The sequence below is a fragment of the Inconstantimicrobium porci genome, assembly GCF_009696465.1.
GTDB classification, from domain to species: domain Bacteria; phylum Bacillota; class Clostridia; order Clostridiales; family Clostridiaceae; genus Inconstantimicrobium; species Inconstantimicrobium porci.
Genome location: NZ_VULX01000032.1, coordinates 1 through 18,150, shown reverse-complemented (window position 1 = coordinate 18,150; position 18,150 = coordinate 1). Strand labels below are relative to the sequence as shown.

20 protein-coding genes and 2 pseudogenes are annotated in these 18,150 nt (G+C 32.2%); 15 read left to right on the top strand and 7 right to left on the bottom strand.

The annotated features are described in order from the left end of the window. Positions 1 to 30: 30 nt before the first annotated feature. The 6 genes from FYJ33_RS14205 to FYJ33_RS14180 all read left to right on the top strand — a co-directional run bounded on the left by FYJ33_RS14205 (position 31) and on the right by FYJ33_RS14180 (position 5,939). Entirely contained in the window at positions 31 to 873 is an 843-nt protein-coding gene (locus FYJ33_RS14205) for an MATE family efflux transporter (RefSeq protein ID WP_154532406.1), read from the top strand. A gap of 222 nt (positions 874 to 1,095) precedes the next feature. Further along, positions 1,096 to 2,004: a MutS-related protein gene (locus tag FYJ33_RS14200; RefSeq protein WP_154532404.1), complete on the top strand. Its 909-nt coding sequence runs from the start codon at positions 1,096 to 1,098 to the stop codon at positions 2,002 to 2,004. Positions 2,005 to 2,144: 140 nt separating this feature from the next. Then, positions 2,145 to 2,654: an ECF transporter S component gene (locus FYJ33_RS14195; RefSeq protein ID WP_154532402.1), complete on the top strand. Its 510-nt coding sequence runs from the start codon at positions 2,145 to 2,147 to the stop codon at positions 2,652 to 2,654. A gap of 305 nt (positions 2,655 to 2,959) precedes the next feature. Next, positions 2,960 to 3,919 (top strand): ADP-ribosylglycohydrolase family protein, encoded by a 960-nt coding sequence (locus tag FYJ33_RS14190; protein WP_154532400.1) that lies wholly within the window; start codon positions 2,960 to 2,962, stop codon positions 3,917 to 3,919. A gap of 325 nt (positions 3,920 to 4,244) precedes the next feature. After that, complete coding sequence (locus FYJ33_RS14185) at positions 4,245 to 4,397, top strand: hypothetical protein (RefSeq protein ID WP_154532398.1); 153 nt, start codon at positions 4,245 to 4,247, stop codon at positions 4,395 to 4,397. Positions 4,398 to 4,721: 324 nt separating this feature from the next. Beyond that, the gene (locus FYJ33_RS14180; RefSeq protein ID WP_154532396.1) at positions 4,722 to 5,939 is read left to right on the top strand and encodes a 5'-3' exonuclease; all 1,218 of its coding nucleotides are present in this window, start codon (positions 4,722 to 4,724) and stop codon (positions 5,937 to 5,939) included. 149 nt (positions 5,940 to 6,088) lie between these two features. Here the strand turns inward: FYJ33_RS14180 and FYJ33_RS17060 are convergent, their stop codons facing one another. Beyond that, positions 6,089 to 6,229: a hypothetical protein gene (locus FYJ33_RS17060; RefSeq protein WP_407928915.1), complete on the bottom strand. Its 141-nt coding sequence runs from the start codon at positions 6,227 to 6,229 to the stop codon at positions 6,089 to 6,091. Here FYJ33_RS17060 and FYJ33_RS14170 point away from each other — a divergent pair. Further along, positions 6,166 to 6,519 (top strand): GNAT family N-acetyltransferase, encoded by a 354-nt coding sequence (locus tag FYJ33_RS14170; RefSeq protein ID WP_206046709.1) that lies wholly within the window; start codon positions 6,166 to 6,168, stop codon positions 6,517 to 6,519. The genes FYJ33_RS17060 and FYJ33_RS14170 overlap by 64 nt on opposite strands. 45 nt (positions 6,520 to 6,564) lie before the next feature. Here FYJ33_RS14170 and FYJ33_RS14165 read toward each other — a convergent pair whose 3' ends face one another. Beyond that, on the bottom strand, positions 6,565 to 7,128 hold the full coding sequence (locus tag FYJ33_RS14165; protein ID WP_154532390.1) for a S41 family peptidase: 564 nt from the start codon (positions 7,126 to 7,128) through the stop codon (positions 6,565 to 6,567). A 261-nt stretch (positions 7,129 to 7,389) separates the two neighbouring features. Between FYJ33_RS14165 and FYJ33_RS14160 the strand changes: the two genes are divergently transcribed. Further along, complete coding sequence (locus tag FYJ33_RS14160; RefSeq protein ID WP_154532388.1) at positions 7,390 to 8,910, top strand: DUF3298 and DUF4163 domain-containing protein; 1,521 nt, start codon at positions 7,390 to 7,392, stop codon at positions 8,908 to 8,910. A gap of 421 nt (positions 8,911 to 9,331) precedes the next feature. Beyond that, complete coding sequence (locus tag FYJ33_RS14155; RefSeq protein ID WP_154532386.1) at positions 9,332 to 9,553, top strand: aspartate dehydrogenase; 222 nt, start codon at positions 9,332 to 9,334, stop codon at positions 9,551 to 9,553. Positions 9,554 to 9,601: 48 nt separating this feature from the next. On the opposite strand, the pseudogene FYJ33_RS16510 reads toward FYJ33_RS14155, so the two are convergent. Next, positions 9,602 to 10,561, bottom strand: a pseudogene (locus FYJ33_RS16510) (ammonium transporter). A gap of 53 nt (positions 10,562 to 10,614) precedes the next feature. On the opposite strand from FYJ33_RS16510, the pseudogene ureB reads away from it, so the two are divergent. Then, a pseudogene (gene ureB / locus FYJ33_RS14140) lies at positions 10,615 to 11,298 on the top strand (urease subunit beta); the annotation flags it as partial. Positions 11,299 to 11,369: 71 nt separating this feature from the next. Here ureB and FYJ33_RS14135 read toward each other — a convergent pair. After that, positions 11,370 to 11,948, bottom strand: coding sequence for a YdcF family protein (locus FYJ33_RS14135; RefSeq protein WP_154532380.1), 579 nt, complete (start codon positions 11,946 to 11,948; stop codon positions 11,370 to 11,372). 170 nt (positions 11,949 to 12,118) lie between these two features. Between FYJ33_RS14135 and FYJ33_RS14130 the strand changes: the two genes are divergently transcribed. From FYJ33_RS14130 to FYJ33_RS14115, 4 genes are read left to right on the top strand one after another with little or no spacing between them, the layout of a single operon-like run. After that, positions 12,119 to 12,919: an aminoglycoside N(3)-acetyltransferase gene (locus FYJ33_RS14130; RefSeq protein WP_154532378.1), complete on the top strand. Its 801-nt coding sequence runs from the start codon at positions 12,119 to 12,121 to the stop codon at positions 12,917 to 12,919. A gap of 5 nt (positions 12,920 to 12,924) precedes the next feature. Then, positions 12,925 to 14,307, top strand: a complete 1,383-nt coding sequence (locus tag FYJ33_RS14125) for an MATE family efflux transporter (RefSeq protein ID WP_154532376.1) — start codon at positions 12,925 to 12,927, stop codon at positions 14,305 to 14,307. Beyond that, on the top strand, positions 14,304 to 14,843 hold the full coding sequence (locus FYJ33_RS14120) for a BUD32 family EKC/KEOPS complex subunit (RefSeq protein ID WP_154532374.1): 540 nt from the start codon (positions 14,304 to 14,306) through the stop codon (positions 14,841 to 14,843). The genes FYJ33_RS14125 and FYJ33_RS14120 overlap by 4 nt, the downstream gene beginning before the upstream one ends. 54 nt (positions 14,844 to 14,897) lie before the next feature. Beyond that, positions 14,898 to 15,518 (top strand): flavodoxin family protein, encoded by a 621-nt coding sequence (locus tag FYJ33_RS14115; RefSeq protein WP_154532372.1) that lies wholly within the window; start codon positions 14,898 to 14,900, stop codon positions 15,516 to 15,518. A 62-nt stretch (positions 15,519 to 15,580) separates the two neighbouring features. On the opposite strand, the gene FYJ33_RS14110 is transcribed toward FYJ33_RS14115, so the two are convergent. Both FYJ33_RS14110 and FYJ33_RS14105 read right to left on the bottom strand, forming a co-directional pair. Beyond that, the gene (locus FYJ33_RS14110) at positions 15,581 to 16,633 is read right to left on the bottom strand and encodes a zinc ribbon domain-containing protein (protein ID WP_154532370.1); all 1,053 of its coding nucleotides are present in this window, start codon (positions 16,631 to 16,633) and stop codon (positions 15,581 to 15,583) included. A 19-nt stretch (positions 16,634 to 16,652) separates the two neighbouring features. Continuing rightward, positions 16,653 to 17,015: a hypothetical protein gene (locus FYJ33_RS14105; RefSeq protein WP_154532368.1), complete on the bottom strand. Its 363-nt coding sequence runs from the start codon at positions 17,013 to 17,015 to the stop codon at positions 16,653 to 16,655. Positions 17,016 to 17,073: 58 nt separating this feature from the next. Here FYJ33_RS14105 and FYJ33_RS14100 point away from each other — a divergent pair, with 58 nt between their 5' ends. After that, a complete protein-coding gene (locus tag FYJ33_RS14100; RefSeq protein WP_154532366.1) occupies positions 17,074 to 17,334 on the top strand; it encodes a hypothetical protein in 261 nt (86 codons plus the stop codon). Between the two features lie 115 nt (positions 17,335 to 17,449). Here FYJ33_RS14100 and FYJ33_RS14095 read toward each other — a convergent pair whose 3' ends face one another. Then, positions 17,450 to 18,058: a TIGR03915 family putative DNA repair protein gene (locus FYJ33_RS14095; RefSeq protein WP_154532364.1), complete on the bottom strand. Its 609-nt coding sequence runs from the start codon at positions 18,056 to 18,058 to the stop codon at positions 17,450 to 17,452. Between the last annotated feature and the right edge of the window lie 92 nt (positions 18,059 to 18,150).

The following is an 18,150-nucleotide window of genomic DNA, read 5'->3' as shown; positions in this document are numbered from 1 at the left end:
GTGCAGTCCTAAAAAAATGAATTAAAGTGAATGAAATTCATTCATGTTTCGCAGGCTATTGGTGCCAAGGACAAGAAAAGAGTTGAAAGTACAATATCAACATCATTTACAATAGCAGTAGTTTTTTCAATTGCAGTTTCAGCTATTCTTGAATTGTTGCTGCCATCAATCTTAAGAATGCTTAACACACCTAAAGAAACATTCAATATGGCATATGCTTATCTGTCAATTTACCTTATTGGTTATACTGCAGTATTTCTATACTGTTACTTTACAGCAGTACTTAGAAGTTTTGGCAACGCAGTATTTCAGATGATAGCCATGCTTATATGTACCATCCTTAATGCAGTTCTTGATCCAATATTTATGAAGATGATGAACTTTAATGGTGCAGCAGTTGCCACAGTTCTATCTCAGTCAATATGTCTTATAATTATGATTGTCTATCTTGCTAAAAAGAGAGTATTTGTACTCAATATTAGAACTTTTGATAAATCAAAAGTAGGTGAGATTATAAAAAAGTCAGTTCCTTCAGCATTTCAACAGAGTATACCAGCAATCAGCACAAGTTTCTTAACTTCACTTATAAGCAGCATCGGCATATCAGCAATCGCAGCCTATGGAGTAACAGGAAAACTTGAAACAATATTATTTTATCCAGCAATGGCTTTTAACATGGTGCTTTACTATATAATTGTCAGAATGCCATTATCATATGTACTACTTAATACAGGTTTTGGACTTAATGGAATTTGGAGCGCAATTCTTATAAGTCATGTAGTAGCAGCTATAGCAGCAGCACTTGCAGGAAACAGGCTAATAAAGAAACAGGAAAACGAAATAAGGCCAGAAGTAGTAGCACAAAGCTTATAAGATCTGTGTTATAATTCCAATATAAGTATAAAAATGGTAGATGCTATGAGCGTACTTAAATAAAGCGGGATAGGTGATTTTCATGATTATTAAGCTCATTCAGCCTAAGATGAACAAACGACCAATGGATACTGATTTAAAGACAAGGATAGCAGTTTTAATGAATACAGAATCAGAATTAAAGATACGCTAAAGAATGTTAAGGAAATAAATAAAATACGTATGTACAGCTATGCTTTTTCAAAAGGTGGCAACAATCTTGTAAATGACCTTGATTTCTTAGCAGATTATTTAAAGATGTTTACTATGACTGATGTTATAACATATCAGCGTATATCTAAAATTCTGGAAAAGAATAAACAGTATTTATATGATATTTATGATTTTATAGCGAAGATAGACTTTGCACTTTGTATAGCCTATTCTAGAGCAAGTGTGGACCAGTATGTTCTGCCTGAATTTACTGATGATTTAAAAATAGAAATTGATGATATCTACCATCCGTTAATTGATGATCCTGTTAAGAATTCAATAGTTATCGATAAGAATATTATTTTTACAGGATCTAATGCCTCAGGAAAATCTACTTTTATCAAAGCTATAGCATTAAACTGTATACTGGCACAGAGCATCAATACAGCACTGTGCTCTAAATATAAATGCAGATTCTCCAAAGTAATGACTTCAATGGCGGTAAGAGACAACATTCTTAGTGGAGAAAGTTATTTTGTAGCAGAACTTAAAAGTCTTAAGAGGCTAATAGATTCATTAAATGGACCAGTTCCTGTGCTGGCATTTATCGATGAAATCCTTAAAGGGACAAACACTATTGAAAGAATAGCAGCTTCAGCTTCTATATTAAAGTATTCAGCCGGCTGCAATGACAGGGTGTTTGTGGCAACACATGATATAGAATTGACTGGAATAGCTGATGAAAGATATGATAATTATCATTTCAGCGAAACAGTGTCTGATGAAGGTGTTACTTTTGATTATAAATTGAAAAATGGTCCTGCAAAAACAAGAAATGCACTTAAGCTGCTTAAAACAATGAACTTTGATAAGAAGATAACAGAAGAAGCTGACAAGCTTTGTAAGTACTTTATGGAAAACGGAAAATGGACAAACTAAATATATTATTACTACGCCGGATATGATATTGTACTGGTACAATTGCATTGATGAAATATAATGCTACAATAAAAAGGAAGTGTAGTTAACTATTTTCAAGTGTGTAGTTTTACGTAGTGTAATATAGGAGGAGAAGTAATATGAGAATTGAAAATAAAACAAAGTGGCTGACTTTTACAGCATTATTTTTAGCAATGAATGTAGTTTTAAGTTCATTCAGTATTCCAGTACCAGGGGGGCATTTATATTTAAATGATGTGATAATATGCACAGCATCAATAATGATGGATCCATTTTCTGCATTTTTAGTTGGTGGCGTAGGCGCATTTTTAGGAGACTTTTTATTTTATCCAGCACCAATGTTTGTTTCACTTGTGACTCATGGAATTCAAGCAGTGGTAATTTCATTAATTGCTAATAAGTGGATGAAAAACAAGGAGCCATTAGGAGCCATTGTGGGAGTTACTGTTGGTGCAGTAATAATGGTTGTAGGATATACACTAGGCAGAACATTTGTATATGCAAACTGGCAGACAGCAGTAGTAAAGTTCCCATTCGAATGTTTACAGGCAGGTGTTGGTGCAATAGGAGGCGTAATACTTTGCTATACAGCCAACATAAAGAAAAGATTTACTGAAATAGTAGCATAGATATATTGAAATTAAATACTTACTTATCAATATAATTATTTAATAATACAATAAATATCAGCAGAAGCGAAAGCTTCTGCTTTTTTTTATGTATATAAAATGTGGTAATATTAAAATCTTAAGATATTAAAATACTTAAATATTGAAGTTCTATTAGTATGAAAATATAAATATAAATATATAAAATAAAAACAAGGATAGAAAATTAATTTTTAAATGATAATAAGTAAATTTATATAGATATTTTTTTATTGCTTTAAATGTTACTCATAATATTAATTAATGGGGTTAAAGGAGATAGTAATATGAAAAATGATATAGATATAAAATTATATGGTGGTATTTTTGGTTTTGTAGTAGGTGATGCTCTTGGAGTTCCTGTTGAATTTATTTCAAGAAATGAGAGAAAATCAGATCCAGTTAACAGCATGAGATCATATGGCTCATACAAAATGCCTGCTGGTACATGGTCAGATGATTCATCACTTACATTATGCCTTATGGACTGCATAAATCATGGTTATTCTACTGAAGCACTTGCTGAGAATTTTATAAAATATTATAAATATGGATTTATGACTCCATATAATAAAAACTTTGATATAGGTATAACAACAGAGGAAGCCATTGAAAGAATGATACGTGGTATTAATCCTGTTGAATGTGGAAGTTTTAGTGAAGAAAAGAGTGGTAATGGTTCATTGATGAGGATATTACCTTTAGCTTATTATACAAAAGATATGTCACCTTTAGAGAGAATTCATTTTGTTGAGGAGGTGTCATCTTTAACACATGCTCAGAAAATTTGTAAAATAGCCTGCATATTCTATAATCAAGTGGCTATTGAACTTCTTAATGACTGTGGTAAGGAAGAAGCATATAAAAATGCAATTAATTTTGTCAACATTACATGTGCTAATGAATATTCACAGGATATGAAGACACTGGGCAGAATCCTTAATGGAGAGATTTCAGATTTAAAGGAAGACGAAATAAAGTCATCAGGTTATGTTGTAGATACGCTTGAGGCTGTTATGTGGTGCTTTATGACAACAAATTGTTATAAAGATTCTGTATTAAAAGCTATAAACCTTGGTGAGGATACAGATACAATTGCCGCAATAACTGGAGGACTTTCAGGAATTTATTATGGCTATAACACTATTCCAAAAGAGTGGCTTAAGACTATCGCAAAAAAAAATACTATAAGCAGAATGATTAAGGAATTCCAGCGTGCTGTTGATATTCACAAAAGTGTTGTTTAGCAGGAATAAAAAATGGATATAATACCAAAAAGATAATAAGGCTATTGTTAACATTAAAGCAACAAGTACCGATGGTAGATAAGGGAAAGGAGTAGTAAATGTAAGTATAGCAAAAGAGATAGTTATTAAATTCCCTGAGAGTGTTACTGTAAAGAGACACCAGTTAATAATTACAGCTGTCAAGGACGAAGTAAAGAAGCTGAATAATGAGGAAGATATTAAGACTGTAATTGTACTTGTTAAGCACAGAGGGGACGAAACTTATGTCCATGTTAAGGTAAGAGACAAAAACGGTAAGCTTACTGAAAAGGATATACCTGTAATAGTGGACAGAAGTTCAGAAGTAGAGAACAAGGCTCCCAAAATAATTGCAATGGACAGGATTGTAAAACTGGGAGATACTTTTGATCCGCTTAAAGGCGTAATGGCACTTGACAAAGAGGATGGAAATTTAATGCACTTTCAGGACTTGCAATAAGCAGTATGTTAGTAGGAGCATTTATCAAAAAGAAAAAGAAAAAATAAAATTCTTACATAGCTAAGTTTATAGATACTTTCATAGTATATAATGTATAATTTAGGTGTGTATTTCTTTGCTGTTTTGAGTTGAAATACTACTCTAAATTATGCATTAATATTAATTCGTAATATTCTTACTGAGAAATTTAACAAATAAGTTATTTATTTAAGCTTGTTTTTATGACGATTTTAGCTGACAATAGTACAGTAAGAAAAAATATTGAATTATGATTTATGATATAGTTTTGAATAACTTAAAAATATAGATGAGGAGTTTTATTTTATGAATAAAAAATTATTAGTTATAGATGGCAGCAGTTTACTTAGTACAAGCTTTTATGGTACAGCAAGAGAGTTCTTAATGGCAAAGACTCCTGAAGACAGGGAAGAGGCTGCAAAAAAATTACTTCAGACTTCTGATGGCGTATATACAAATGGTGTATACACATTTATGAAAACTTTATTAAACCTTATAAAGACACAGAAACCAAGCCATATGGCAGTTGTATGGGATATATCAAGACAGACATTCAGACAGCAGATTGCAGGCGGTACATATAAGGGGACAAGAAAAGAAACTCCACATCCTCTTAAACAGCAGTTTGTGACAACACAGAATCTTCTTGAAGGAATAATTCCTCAGTTCAAGAGTGATTTTGATGACGAAGAAATTTACGAAGCAGACGATTTTGCAGGATCAATTGCTAAGAAATTTGAAGAAGAAATACCTGTATTTCTTTATACAAAGGATGAAGATTATCTTCAGCTTGTAAGTGAAAATACAAGAGTATGGCTTGTAACAAGCAAGGCTGATGATATGTTTGAAGAATGCGGATTAGATAAAAAGGAATTTAAGGTGCCAAATGGAGCATTTGAATTCACACCTGTAACTTTAAAGCAGGTTAAGGGAATAGAACCATATCAGATTATTGAGTACAAGGCTTTATGCGGAGATACATCTGACAATATTCCGGGAGTTAAAGGAGTAGGAGAAAAAGCAGTTATTCCTCTACTTAATGAATATGGATGCATAGAAAATATCTATGATACAATTGAAAACCTTGCTCCAAAGGATGAAAAGTTACTTAAGAAGTTCTTTAAAGATTCACTTGGAATAGCAAGATCACCTATTTCATACTTGCTTAAAGACGGAATCATGATGACTAGCGATGCAGAACAGTTAACATATAAGTGCATAGAGGAGGCAGTAACTGAAGAACAGATAAAGACACAGGAAGTTGTAAGAGAAAAATTAGGTGAGACTAGATTCCCAATTGAGTTTACTTGTGAAAATGGACTTAACAAGTTTATGAATACTGAAATTTATGGCCTTGAACAGTCTGCAAAGGAATCTGCATTTATGAGTAAGCAGCTTGCAACAATAAAAACAGATGTTCCACAGCTTAAAGATAAAGTCCTTGATGATTTAAAACTTGATTTAGATAAGGACAAGCTTAAGGAAAAGTTAGAAAAACTTGAAATAAAGACATTAATTAAATAAGCTTTTATATCCATGTGATTAGATTGTAGTTTTTTTACTTGTAAATGATACTAAGTACAGGTGCTATTATCTCGTTAACAATTATATGAAGTAAAATAAATCAGTATCAAAGTATTTAATTATGAATGCTTTGATACTGATTTTTATCTTTAAAGGAATTTTGCATGTCCATCAAATACAACAAGGTCGTTAAAGTTGCCGCTGTATTTGTCTAAAAGTTCTTCTGATGAATTACTTTGAGCAAATTCATATTCTGCTGATGTTAATGGTACAAGCCATAAGTTATTTATTCTTTTATGAAAACAAGAGATATGCAGTAGTATATAAGATAACAAACAATCTGATTGGCATGGTGGGCATGGGACTAGAGGATACTCTTAATGAAGTTGAAATGGCATATTTTATCGATGAGAATTGCAGGGAAAATGGTTATGCAGTTGAGGCATTAAATGCGCTGTTTGACTGGTGCATTAGCGTTTCAGATATAAAATACATGATACTGACAATTGACTGTGCCAATAAAGCATCATGTAGAGTTGCAGAAAAAGCAGGTTTTGAACTTTTTGAAAATGGTGTTTAAAACATCTAATATGGTAGGTGTTGTAATGAGTGCATCTCTTTTTTGTTAATTGTTGGTGTGATATGTGTTATTGCTCTGATAGTTCATATCGTGGAAATCCTTAAAACTTTTGCCTGACAATATCACGCTGCTTATTAAATCTGAAATAAAATGCAGGAGTAATTGCGTGAAAAATGTTATTATTTTTAATAAGTTATAGTGCTTTATTAGTTTTATTACGCTGTCTAAAGTATCAAATTGTGTCATAACATCAGGAATATATCCTCTGCCCTCAATTTCTTTATGATTTGGGGCAAGATATAAGTCAGTGCCCATAAAAACCGGTACTGATGAGTTTGGAAGCTTAAAAGGATATGTGTTACCTGAAAGCATGCATCCTGCTGTGGGAGCACCAACAATAATAACGTTATCCATGTTTAGCAGATTAGTTAGAAAATCTTCTGCTGCTGAGGCATCCTCCTTGTCAACGAGCAGGAAGATTAAATTCTTATTCTTTATTGTTTTTGCAACTGGTGATTTGCTCTTTGCATCAGCATACTCAACTTCAGTTTCTCTATTAATAGTTGCAAGGTGAATTGCATCTGTAAGCTTATTTCTAATGTAACACATACTCTGTCTTTGATTTGTATAGTGTGAGTCATCATTATCACCAGTATAATTCTTATAACCATAAGTGGTAAAAACATATGATTTAATAAGAATTATAGATCTTTATGACTATATTTGCAATGACATGAACAATAGTTTATTAAAAACGTAATTTTCTGCGAAAATATTTATTGATTAAAGATAAAAATACAATTATATACCAATAATATCTACAATCTTGTATAATAAGATATACTTTCTTTTTAAGGGGGACGAAAATATATGAAGAATATAATTGCAGCACTATGTATTTTTTTGACGGTTTCACTTGCTGGATGCTCATTTGGTGCAAAGAATGGAATAAAAAATGAAGAGAGCCCTAGAATTATTAATTCAGGCACAAAAGAAGAAGTAAAAAATAAGGTTACATTTAACTATCAAAGTAATAGCATCGATAAAAAGGACAATAGTGGTAAAGTGCTTTTAAAGTGGTCATATTCTTATCCTGTATTTAAGTTTTCTCAAGATAATGGTGTGGCAGAAAAGATAAACAAGCTTATTAAAGCAAAAGTAGATGATTTTGAACAGAATTTATTTGAATCAACTGAAAGTCTGATAAGTAATAGTGAGATTGTTATGGGTGTACCATATAATGGAATATTTGAAGTTGCAGTGAGAAGATGTGATGATAAGGTAATTGCTGTAGAGATAATGGATAGCCGTTTTACTGGTGGAGCTCATTCAATGGAGAATTACACTGGTATAACTATAGATGCTAAAACTGGAAAAGAAATATCTTTTGATAATCTTGCAGATAACAGCACTAAGTTAAAGGCTGATGTATCTAATTCTATAACACAATTATGTTTGCAACAATCTTATAAATCTAAAATGATGAATGAATCAACATATATTAATATTGACGAATACATAAAGAATAATAAATGGTATTTATCTGATAGCGGAGTAGTATTAATGTCTAATCCATATGAAGTAGCTTGTTATGCCGAAGGCAGTGTCAAATTTACAGTGCCTTATGAAAAAATATCAAGTCTTAAGAAAAATTATTCATATGAAGGAAATTATAAAATACATTCACGTACAGATTATGAAATAGCAAAAGATTTAAATGGTGATGGTTCTGAAGAAAAGGTTCTAGTAAGTGGAAGAAACAGTCAAATAATAAATCTTAAAATTAATAATAAAGATTACCTAGAGAAAATTGCAGATATGGATGTAGAGGATTGTTATGCACTTGATTATAATATAGTGGATCTTGATAAAAGTGATAAATATAAAGAGATAGCTATTGAAGTAAGAAAAGATCCAATGAAATTAAGTAAACCAGTTTATGGACATAAAGTTAATGACTTTGTTGGCAAGACTTATTTTTATAGATATAAAGGGGATGAAGATTTAGAATACTGTGGTTGCATAGATAAGTTAGTTACTGATTGCAGTACTGATTATAGAAAAGAAAAGTTAATAAAGAATACAGTATCAAAAACTAATACATCAGTTATATCGATTGAAGAAGCTAAGAAGGTAATTAAAGAAAATGCTAAGAATTTTAAATCAGGATATACATTGCATTATTCACAAGACTTAAAAGCAAAGGATTTTAATATACCTGAAGAAACATATATGTTTTTCTGTTCAGATGAAAATGAGACTACAGCAGCTGTATATATGGTTGGAAAAACAAGCAAGAATCTATATATCGGTCCAAGTAACGGAGATCCATATTTTAATCTGATGAAAGATGGTAAAGCAGTAAAGAGATACAGTATCATTAGAAAGTAATAATCAAAACCACAGGATCATTTTCCGGTGGTTTTTTGTATTATAAGGCTACCGAAGTTTAATATAAAAATTAAACACACAGTGGTCTTTATTTATATTTGTAATCATAAGTGTATTATATATAAAAAATATTAATGTGAAATATATATTAATAAGGGAGATGTTACAATGAGCGAATCTCTTGTTCTGCTAGTAGTTGGAGTTATATGTGTTATTATTCTGGTGGTACTTTTTGTGGAAATACTTAAAACCTTTGATAGATAATTATCTCTAGGCACTTATCAATTTTCATACATCTGTTTAACATGTAGTAGATATTTTTTAGTTAAGACTAAATGATCTGCAAAATACATGATGTATCATAAAAGCAGGTGGGTTTTAATAAATATTACTATGAACATATTATAATGGAGGGTAGCTGATGTTTGGAAAGAAGAAAAAAATCCAGCCAAAAAGCTATGACAAAGTTAATAAAATACCTATTTTAAAATGTTCAGTCTGCACAGGAGAAAAAGTTGCTGGATTTAAAGATATTAATACAAATAATTTTGAGGATGTGATGCTGATAAAAGGCAAAGAGGACTTGGAAGAATTTGCAGCAATGTATGGCTTGAATGCAGATCAAATTAAAAAAGAATATTAAAAAGGAAGGTAAAAAAACAGCTCTGTCAGAAATGGCAGAGCTTATTTTCTAATTATTTTTGTTACTATTAGAGTAATCACTAAAGTTTTCATGGAAGAAGGTATCATCAAGTCCATGTTCCTGCATTTCTTTTGTTACTCTTATTGTGCCTAATTTATCTGCGATAAAGAAGATTATATAGGTAACAACAATAGAGTATGATGCTATTATTGCAGATCCGAAAAGCTGTATCAAAAACTGACCTAAGCCTGCTGAAATTCCATTAATTTCTGGATTTGCAAATATGCCTACAAGAAGCGTACCTAAAAAACCTCCCATACCGTGGCATCCAAATACATCAAGTGCATCATCAATATATTTACGTTAAATTAAAACAGCAAAAAAACATACAATTGCACCGAGTGCACCAATAAGTGTAGCTGACAGTGGTGTAACATAGCCTGAGCAAGGTGTTATTGTTGCAAGGCCGGCAACTGTTCCTATTATCATTTCAAGAAATGAAAACTGTTTTTTCTCGAAGAAATAAAGAATTGTCCAGACAATCATTGCCGATGCAGCTGCTACGCCTGTGTTTGTAAAAACTATAACTGCTGTAGCAGCAGCAGCAAGTGAGCCACCAGCGTTAAAGCCAAACCATCCAAATAACAAAAGTGTTGCTCCTAATGCTACAAAGCCAATGTGGAATGGACCATCTTGATTTTTAACTGCTCTTTGTCCGAGGAAAAGCACTCCTGATACGCATCCAAAACCTGCTGTTATATGTATTACAGCTCCGCCTGCATAGTCTACAAAGCCCATATTGTGAAGAAATCCTCCACCCCATACCCAGTGTGCAACTGGAAAATAGATTAGAAGCATCCATAAAATAAGAACTTTAATCCAGCCACTGATCTTTATTCTGTCTGCAAAAGCACCAGTCATTAAAGGTGCAGTTATTATTGCGAACATAAGCTGATACATAAAGAATGAAAGAAAAGGAAGATTGCTGCTATAAGCTGGATTTAACATGTTGTTAATTCCAGAGAATGCAAAATAATTTGCAGGATTGCCAATTATACCTTATAGATTACTCATTAAAGACTGCTGATAAATATGATGTTCAAGTTGCAATACATACAGATACCTTAAATAAAGGCGGATTTGTTGAACATACTATTGAAGCTATTGCAGGAAGGACAATTCATACATATCATACAGAAGGAGCAGGCGGCGGTCATGCACCGGATTTATTAAAAGTTGCTTCACAGCTTAACTGTCTTCCCGCATCAACTAATCCAACAAAACCATTTACAATAAACACAATTGCAGAACATATGGATATGCTAATGGTTTGCCATCATCTAGATCCAGAGGTTCCGGAAGATATAGCATTTGCTGATTCAAGAATAAGACATCAGACAATTGCAGCAGAGGATATTCTTCAGGATATGGGTGTATTAAGCATAATGAGTTCAGATTCAATGGCAATGGGCAGAATTGGTGAAGTAGTTACAAGAACTTGGCAGAATGCAAGCAAGATGAAAGTTCAAAGAGGAAAACTTCCAGAAGACTGTGAAGAAAATGATAATTATAGAGTAAGAAGATATGTAGCTAAATATACAATTAATCCAGCTATTGCTCAAGGAATCAGTTCTTATGTAGGTTCTGTAGAAGTTGGCAAAATGGCAGATTTAGTTGTATGGTCACCAGCATTTTTTGGTGTTAAACCAGATCTTGTATTAAAAGGTGGAATAGTATCATTAAGTTAAAGAATGTTAAATAAACTTTATCCTTATTCATGTTAATCCTCCTCACATTCAATTAATTGCAATGGATTTTAGAGTACGTATTCTAACTGTTCTCCACATCTTTTAAATTCGCCAAGCACTGTTTCTATTCCTTTGTTTGTTTTGTACCAGTTCTCTTTAGTTATATTATCTATATCTACTGGGCAGATCATAATTTCTGCATCCTGATATACTTTTTCATAATACATCAGACATCGTCTTGCGTGATATGATTTGCAGCATATTATGCAGTGCTTAATTTTTAGTCCAAGCTTATCTGTGACTTCTTTTGAGAATAATGCATTCTGGTATGTGTACTGAGCACGATCTTCTTTGAGTATAGCTGAAGAGGGTACATCATTTTTTATTAGCACATCTTTTAAAAACTCAAATTCAGTATTATATGTACCATTATAAATATCTGACTTACTTTTAGGAGCATCAAAATATCCTTTTATATTGCTGTATCTTCCTGATGGCAGGATTAAAGGTGCAAGACCTTCTTTATAAAGCTGTGCAGCTTTTTCAGCCATCTGTGGACTTGAGTTTCCAGGGACAAAAATAATATCTGATTTTTTTAATTCATCACTAATAAAAACAAAGTTCGATATATCATTAAGATTTCTCATAATATCACCTCATTATGCTTCATATAAAATTACTTTATAGTATTATACACCTAAACATGATACAAAAATGTTAATTATTGTTACAAATGTTGATTGTTCGTGATCTTTTGTCATGTTATTATGATAATCAGTAAGGGAAAACTTTTAATATAATGAGAGGACTGATTATAATGGAAAAGAATGATAATAGAAAAATAGTATTAAAAAAAGATTTAGTCAGGGGTTTTAATGAACTTGGCATTAAAAAGGGACAGAATGTAATGGTACATACATCTCTAAGCAGTCTTGGATTTGTATGTGGAGGACCTCAGATAGTTATTGAAGCATTGATTGATGCAGTAGGGGAAGAGGGAACAATCATGATGCCTACGCAGAGCTGGAAGAACCTTGATCCTGATATTGGAGTTCACTGGGAAGAACCCAAGGAATGGTACCAAATTATAAGAGATAACTGGCCTGCGTATGATAAGAGAATTACACCTACTAATACAATGGGACAAGTTGCTGAAATGTTCAGGTCATGGCCTGGTGCAATGAGAAGTGATCATCCTGCACGTTCAGTTGCAGCATGGGGCAAGAATGCAGAATATCTCACAAAAGATCATGACTTAAGCAATATATTTGGCAAAGGTTCACCAATAGACAGGCTGTATAATCTTGATGGTTATGTTCTGCTTATCGGATGCGGTTATGATAAAAATACTTCAATTCATTTAGCAGATGCTGTGGCAGATTATCCATCAAAACATAATGAAATTAACAGCAGTGCAGTTATGGTTAACGGTGAAAGAAAATGGGTAAGCTATGAAACTCTTGCTGTAGATGGTGAGGATTTTGTACAGATTGGCGAAGATTTTGAAAAAACTCATGATGTTAAAACAGCAGTAGTCGGTAATGCAACTTTAAGATTTATGAAACAAAGAGATATAGTCGATTATGCAGTAGAATGGATTGAGAAAAATAGAAGGTAATAATTATGGATAATAAAAAAGAATTTTATAAAGATGTGTGGAAGTTAGCACTGCCTATTACGATACAGTGCCTTCTTCAGTCATCATTCAGCATTGTAGATCAGATAATGGTGGGCAGTCTTGGAAGTGTAAGTATTGCAGGTATAGGACTTGGCGGTAAATTTTCATCACTTTTTATAACTACTGTAACGGCAGTGTCGACAGCTGCTGGTATTTTAATAGCACAGTATTATGGTAATAAGGATGAAAAAGGAGTTAATGAAAGTTTTGTAAGCAGTATGTTATTTTCCTTGATAATTGCTGTCCTATTTACAATTCCATCAATGATAATTGCAGAAAATATTATGAAGATGTACTCAAAGGATGTAGCAACAATCAATGCATCAGCAAGTTATCTTAGGATTGTTTCTTATGGATTTATTCCACTTACATTTACGCTTATAATGGAAACGCTTTTAAGATGTATTGGATATGCTAAGTATCCGATGTACTCTAGTGTACTTGCAGTAATATTAAATACTGTGCTGAATTACATTCTTATATTTGGCAAGTTTGGCTTTTCAGGTATGGGACTAGAAGGTGCAGCAATTGCAACAAATATATCAAGAATTGTTGAGTTCGTTGTAATACTGGGGTTTTTCATATATGTAAAACAGAAGGAAAATATCTACGTTTCATTTAACGTCCATATAAAAGCTGACTTTATAAAAAAAGTACTGGTAGTGCTTATACCTATATTGTTCTGTGAGTTTTTATGGAGCCTCGGTGAAAACATATATTCAATGATTTATGGCAGGATAGGAACTGAAGCCTGTGCAGCAATGACACTTACAAGCTCAATTCAGTCACTTACTATCGGAGCATTTAACGGTGTTTCAGCAGCTGCCGGTATTATGGTTGGAAGACAGCTTGGTGCTGGTGATTTCGATGAAAGTTATCATACATCAAAGGTATTTGTTTACCTTGGTATCATCGGATCTGTAATTATTGGCATACTGGTTACTCTTACAGCACCGTTATATGTAAAGCTGTTTGCCGTTTCAGAAGATGTAAGAAAAACAACATGTTATATACTTTATGCATTTTCAATTATATTATTTGTTAAGGTAACTAATATGATCCTTGAAGGAAGCGTATTAAGAAGCGGAGGCAATACTAAGATAACTTTGATAATCGACTTTATAGGAACATGGATATTTGGAATTCCTTTAGGCCTTGTAACTGCTTTCGTGTTCAATATGCCAATCTATTATGTTTATTTTATATTGTCACTTGAAGAAGCAGTGAGAATGGCAATATCTATAGTAGTGTTTAAGAAGAGAATCTGGATGAATAATATAACTAATGATGCTTCATATAAGTCATCAGAGTTAGGAGTGGAAAAATGATAAATACGATTAAAGTAAATAATAGAGAATTTAATGTAATAAAACTTCTTGGTAAGGGGAAGGGTGGATACTCTTATCTTGTTACGGATGGCAGGCGTGAATATGTAGTTAAGCAGATTCATCATGAGCCTTGTGAGTATTATCAATTTGGAGATAAGATACAGTCTGAAATTAATGACTATAAAAAGCTTGAAGCAGCAGAAATCAATATACCTAAAATGCTTGATGTTGATAAAGAAAACGAAAGAATCTTAAAAGAATATGTTGATGGTGATACAATCTACGATATTGTGCTAAAAGATGAAATGAAGAAGCAGTATGTTGAGCAGGTAAAAGATATGTGCAGCAAACTGTATGCACTGCATATGAATATTGATTACTTCCCAACTAATTTTATAGTTAATGATGACAAACTTTGGTATATAGATTTCGAATGTAATGATTATATGGAAGAATGGAATTTCGAGAACTGGGGTATAAAATACTGGTCAAAAACTCCTGAATTATTAAAATATTATAATGAGCATAAAGAATAGTTTGATTATGTTGTATAATATACTTATAGAAGAAAATAATGGGGGAGATATATCATGAAAGTTATATTAGTAAATGGAAGTCCGCATAGTAAAGGATGTACTTATACTGCACTTATGGAAGTGGCAGGCGAATTAAATAAAAATGGCATAGAAACAGAAATATTTCAGGTTGGGACAAACCCAGTAGCTGGCTGCATAGCATGTGGAGCATGTCTTAAAACTGGAAAATGCTTTAGGAATGATGTAGTTAATGATTTCATTGATAAGGTATCAGAGGCTGATGGTTTTGTTTTTGGTTCACCAGTTCATTATGCATCTGCAAGTGGAGAAATAACTTCATTCTTAGACAGAGTATTTTATGGCAGAGGTTCATTATTTGCTAATAAAATTGGAGCATCTGTAGTGAGCTGTAGAAGAGGTGGAGCAACAGCTGCATTTGACCAGCTTAACAAGTACTTCACTATGAACAATATGATAGTTGTATCATCACAGTACTGGAATATGGTTCATGGCAATAATTCTGATGAAGTTGTACAGGATCTTGAAGGAATGCAGACAATGAGAACTTTAGGAAAGAACATGGCATGGATACTAAAGTGCATTGAAGCAGGCAGGAAAGCTGGAGTAGAACTTCCACAAAGAGAAGCACCAATCAAGACAAACTATATCAGATAGAACATTTTAATTTTAAAATTAAATCCCGATAAACATGAATTTTGTTTATCGGGATTTTTAGCTTATTTCTGATTATAATTTGTAATTGAGTGTACTTTAAAACCTGATGAAGTTTTATTTAACAGGTATGTTGCATCAAATTCCTTTGTCTTAGTTTCATTTGTTGAGCCATAAGATATAAGGAATTTTTCATATACATTTACTTCATACTGAGTATCATTTACTTTCTTAAGTGAAGTAATCTTATAATCTTCAAGATTTTCAGTGATTCCTTTTGATGAATAATCCTTAATCATACCTTCAAATTCCTTATGAAGTGGGCTGTTATCATCAAGAACAGAAGTAATGTATGGTAAATGATTTTCGTTAACCATTCTTATAAATGAACTTTCGTAGTTATCAATGCATGACTTGATGTTTTCTTCATCGCTGTCAGCCTTTGGAGCTGACTTTTCTGTTTCAGCTTTAGATATTGTACTATCAGAACTTGTGCTGTCTTTTTCATCTGTTTTAGACGGAGTGTAAGAACCTTTAGCACTGTAGTTCTTATTTTCATATGAGTACTGCACTGTAACATTTTTTTGAGATGATGTTTCAGAGTCAGTAGTTGTGTATTCAAGCACAAAATTTGTGCCGTCTTTACTAAGTCGTAGATTATTCTGGCTGGTGTCATTTTCCTTTATAGAAAAGTTATTTACATCAAGTCCATTTTTAAAACCTGTTATATTCAAGTTAATTTTTACAGTAGGATATGCACCTATATCAATATTTTTCAATGATATCTGATTATTGTTGGTTTGTTTATTGTACACTGTATAGTAAGTGAAAATACCTGCACCGCATATTAAAAAGATTAAGCTTATTGTTACAATAAGCTTAATTAACTTTGAATTACTGCCTTTTTTAGTGCCGATATTAATAGGTTTTATCTTTCCTTTGCTGATAGGTTTTGATTCAGGTACTGGAGACTTTATTGCAGAGTCTTCAGCATCAGCACTTTTTTCTGCCTGCACAGTTTTCTGTACTGCTGCATAGTCTTTAACTTTTGCACCACATTTAGCACAGAATTTTGCATTTTCTTTAAGCTCAGCAGAGCATTTTGAACAGAATCTCATATTAACACCTCGCTATATTTTATGCTAAATCGTGTATAAGTCCTTTTACTGTTGTATATAAGAAATCACCAAACTGATGGTATACAGCAAAAGTAAGAACTGCAGCAATAACGATAACCATTATTACAATTACTAAGTAGATCTTGTTGTGTTCAATATTAGTAAGCTTTGTTAAAGCAGTATACATACGAACAAATATTAAAGACATACCCAAAATTAATACTAAAATTCCTAAAAGCAGACTTAAATTAAAAATGATTGCTGCTAAAAGCCCAGTAAATACAACTGGCATTAATGATGTTGTACATGTTAAGACTATATCTTCATGTGTTATTTGTTTTTTTAGCATTGTTAAGTTAAGTACTTCTAGTATAACTACCATTAATACAACAACTAGAATAGAAGATAGTACTGTAGTAGTTATTATTTTTGTATTAGGTATGAATTCGTTAATTGTGCTTTTAATTGTATTGATGAAAGATGAAGCTTCTAAAAGATTACGGCTGTTTCCGAATAAGTCAGATAAGTCTCTTACAGAACTTGAGCCTAAAAATTCAGCTGCTGAACTTTTTACAAAGCCTACAATCTTATTTATTATTGAATATTTGCATACTATGTTAGCGATTGATGCAAATATTGCAATGAATAGAAAGAATAATCCTGATACCTTGAATTTTTCAGAGTGCTCTATAGTTGAGTAGAATTCTGATGAATTTGTATAGTAGCTTTTTATGTATTTAATTACTGTGGAATAAATAATATAAAAATGAATAAATTAATATGATTTAATTCATAATATAAAAAACTGAAGTGAATTTAATTTTTCACTTCAGTTATATGTTTCCAATATCTCTTTGGCATAAGCTGTCTCTGCAGGCGCAGGTTTTCACGTTCTTTAATATCAGTTGCTTTATAGAACGTCTTCCATAGGCTTTCGAATTCACCATCGCAGTCAGAGTGCTCAAATCTTTTGCTGTACTCTCTGTCAAGATTAGTTATTATGGCAGTATCCATATTATATGCGATTGCTTTGTCACGCTTTAAGTCATGGATAATAAAGTTCTGGTCAGAAAATCTTTTAGCAAAGAAATCTATAAGCAGCGGAAGAATATTATGATCAGGTTCTATTGAAGAGTAGAAACTCATTGGTGCAACCTGCTTAAATCGAATGAAACCTTCAAAATTATGAGCTTCTCTATATACCTTTTTTACATACTTATCTATTTTAATAATTATATCATTATTCTTGGCAAGATTGATGCTGGGGCCATGTCTGTAGCAGAGATTAAGATACTTTAGTATCAAAGTATCAGCATCTCTAAAATCACTCAAATACGCAGCATTGGATTGGTTATAATTAATTAGACAGTAATTATTCGGTCGTGATATGATATAAAAAATTGTGAAAAAGGAGAAGAATATCATAAAGCAGGCAGCGCTGATAATGGCACGAAAATAGAAATAATATTATCTAATAAAAAAAAGTACAGTATCAGCGCAATGTGCAGAGTTTTAAA